General features: G+C 39.3%; 3 protein-coding genes. 2 read left to right on the forward strand and 1 reads right to left on the reverse strand.

Annotated elements, in window-relative coordinates; translation table 11 throughout:
- Positions 1 to 1269: oligosaccharide flippase family protein (locus GMD4S_RS11655; protein WP_000789707.1), on the reverse strand; the 1269-nt coding region annotated here is incomplete at its 3' end.
- Positions 1270 to 1391: 122 nt separating this feature from the next.
- Here GMD4S_RS11655 and mecA point away from each other — a divergent pair.
- Together mecA and GMD4S_RS11665 are read left to right on the forward strand one after the other, a co-directional pair.
- A complete protein-coding gene (gene mecA, locus GMD4S_RS11660) occupies positions 1392 to 2132 on the forward strand; it encodes an adaptor protein MecA (RefSeq protein WP_000782696.1) in 741 nt (246 codons plus the stop codon).
- 147 nt (positions 2133 to 2279) lie between these two features.
- Positions 2280 to 3079: homoserine dehydrogenase (locus tag GMD4S_RS11665; RefSeq protein WP_000216363.1), on the forward strand; the 800-nt coding region annotated here is incomplete at its 3' end.

The following is a 3079-nucleotide window of genomic DNA, read 5'->3' on the forward strand; positions in this document are numbered from 1 at the left end:
GCTATAACGTGTTAAGGTTATAAAAATTTCTTTTAAACTAATCAGTTGGTGTTTCTTGATAAAATGAATTTCAAGTAAAACAACGATAGTTTCTGCGATAATGGTCGTAGCGATGTAATACTCAGGTGCAAAAATATTATTGAAATACAAGATGCTATTTAATAGTATATTAGCCCCACCACCAAGGAAGTAGAAGGCAGTTAAGCGATTTTCATGGTCGTTGATAAAGATAATCTGTTTACCAAGAATCAACTCTATAGCCCAAATGATGGTACGAAAAGCGAAGACGCTAGTTACGATACCCGCTTCAAGATATTTTTCAGAAGAATAAATAACAGTTGCGTACCGTCCCAATATCATGATCCCGATACTAGTTGGAACCATAAGGAAATAGAATAAGGATGCCGCTTGATTCACGAGATAATTATAGGACTTGTAATCCTTTTTACCGAGATAGTAGCCAAGGCGTGGAATACTGACGTTGATAGCTCCACTCAAGACACTGGCAATCAACATGACGATACTATAGGCAATTGTATAGTAGGAAATATAGTTCTCATCCGGTCCCTTGGTGATAAACATTCTATCTAGCAAGGTATAAAGCATATTAGCGTTTGCTAGGAGAAGCATAGTAAAGAGTGGTTTAGAAGCTTTAGCTAATTCGACGAAACCAATCTTAACAAAAGAAACTTCTCTCTTAATCCAAAGAAAACTGAGCAGGTAGTTGAGGATAGTGGTCGCTGTCATAACGATAGCATAAGGAACGATATCATCTGCCGTTTTAACAAAGGCGAAGATAGCGACCAGCATGGTAATTCGAATAATTAATGTTTTATAGAGGATGAAGGCATAGTTTTCATAAGCCTCGTTCATCCATTCGATATTGAGAAATTGGAAGAGTGCTTGGGCCCCTAGGATGTAGTACAGGACTTTCAGATTCTCAATGCTGGTGTCAAAGAAGATAATGAGGAAGTAGATACCTGTCGTCAGGAGAGAGGTGAAAACCGAGATATAAAACAACTTAGAAAAGACGTAGTTGATTTTATTCTTGTCATCCTTGACCTTACTAATAGCTCGAATCCCGTAGTTGTATATTCCAAAGGCAGCTAGTGGAATAACGAAACTTGCCCAGGTATTAGCTGTATTGAAATAACCGTAGTTGGATTTGCTGAGAATCCGCGTCAGATAAGGATTGGTTATCAGTGGAAAAACGATATTGAGAATATTGACCAGCAAGCTGGCCAAGGCATTTACTTTTATATTTTTCATTGAACTTTCTTTCTTAAATCTAAAATCATATCTAGTATTATATCACATTCTCGCTTCATTCTTTTGATAAAATCGTAAAAATCTAGTATAATAGATAGACTGAAAGTATGAGGTTACTAGATATGAAGATGAAACAAATTAGTGATACAACACTGAAAATCACAATGACTTTAGATGATTTGATGGACCGAGGAATGGAGATTGCAGACTTTCTCGTTCCTCAGGAAAAAACTGAAGAGTTTTTCTATGCTATTCTAGATGAGTTAGAGATGCCAGACAATTTCTTGGATAGTGGCATGCTGAGTTTTCGTGTAACGCCAAAACCAGACAAGGTCGACGTCTTTGTGACCAAATCCAAGATTGACCAAAATCTGGATTTTGAAGATTTGGCGGATCTACCAGACATGGAAGAATTAGCCCAAATGTCGCCAGATGAATTTCTCAAAACCTTGGAAAAGAGCATTGCAGATAAGACCAAGGACGATATTGAGGCCATCCAATCTCTAGAGCAGGTCGAAGCAAAGGCAGAAGAGCAAGAGCAGGCAGACAAGGAGACTGAGAGTAAGAAAGAACCTTATATCTACTATATCCTGCGCTTTGCAAGCCTTGCTGACTTAGTTGCTTTTGCAAAGACGGTTAACTACCAGATGGAAACCTCTGAGCTCTATAAGATGAATGGGCACTACTATTTGACAATCTTAGTCGATGTAGAAAATCATCCTAGTCCATATCCGGCCTGGCTCTTGGCTCGTATGCGTGAATTTGCAGACGACAGTGACATCAGTCGTTCCGTTTTGCAAGAGTATGGGCAAATATTGATTAACCATGACGCAGTTCTCGGTCTGCAAAAGATTCGTTCATAATTTTTAAAATCAATTTTCATTTATCAAGAAAGACGAATCATGGGATTCGTTTTTTCTTTTCTAGATCGAAATAGTGATTTACTATAATAGGAATTTTCACAAAATTCTGTTATAATGGCTATATCAGAAAATTTCTAGGAGACAAACATGACAGTTAAAATTGCTTTACTCGGATTTGGTACCGTTGCAAGTGGTGTGCCATTCCTACTAAAGGAAAATGGAGAAAAAATCGTTCAGTCAGCTCATTCAGAGATTGAAGTAGCCAAGGTATTGGTCAAGGATGAAGATGAAAAGAACCGCTTGCTTGCAGCAGGAAATGACTTTAACTTTGTGACCAATGTAGATGATATTTTATCAGACAAGGACATTACTATTGTAGTGGAATTGATGGGGCGTATCGAACCAGCTAAGACCTTTATCACTCGTGCCTTAGAAGCTGGGAAACACGTTGTTACTGCTAACAAGGACCTTTTGGCTGTCCATGGTGCAGAATTGCTAGAAATCGCTAAAGAGCATAAGGTAGCACTTTACTACGAAGCAGCAGTTGCTGGTGGGATTCCAATTCTTCGTACTTTGGCAAATTCATTAGCTTCTGACAAAATTACGCGCGTTCTTGGTGTCGTTAACGGAACTTCCAACTTCATGATGACCAAGATGGTCGAAGAAGGCTGGTCTTACGATGATGCTCTGGCTGAAGCACAAAGACTTGGTTTTGCAGAAAGCGACCCTACAAATGACGTGGATGGGATTGACGCAGCCTACAAGATGGTGATTTTGAGCCAGTTTGCTTTTGGTATGAAGGTTGCCTTTGACGATGTAGCCCACAAGGGAATCCGTAACATCACACCAGAAGACGTAGCTGTAGCCCAAGACCTTGGCTATGTAGTGAAATTGGTTGGTTCTATCGAGGAAACTCCTTCAGGTATTGCTGCAGAAGTGACTCCAAC

The organism is Streptococcus sp. GMD4S, from assembly GCF_000296955.1.

What these genes read in the sequence shown, in the direction of transcription:
- mecA (WP_000782696.1), top strand. Translation starts at nt 1,392, where the DNA reads ATGAAGATGAAACAAATTAGTGATACAACACTGAAAATCACAATGACT.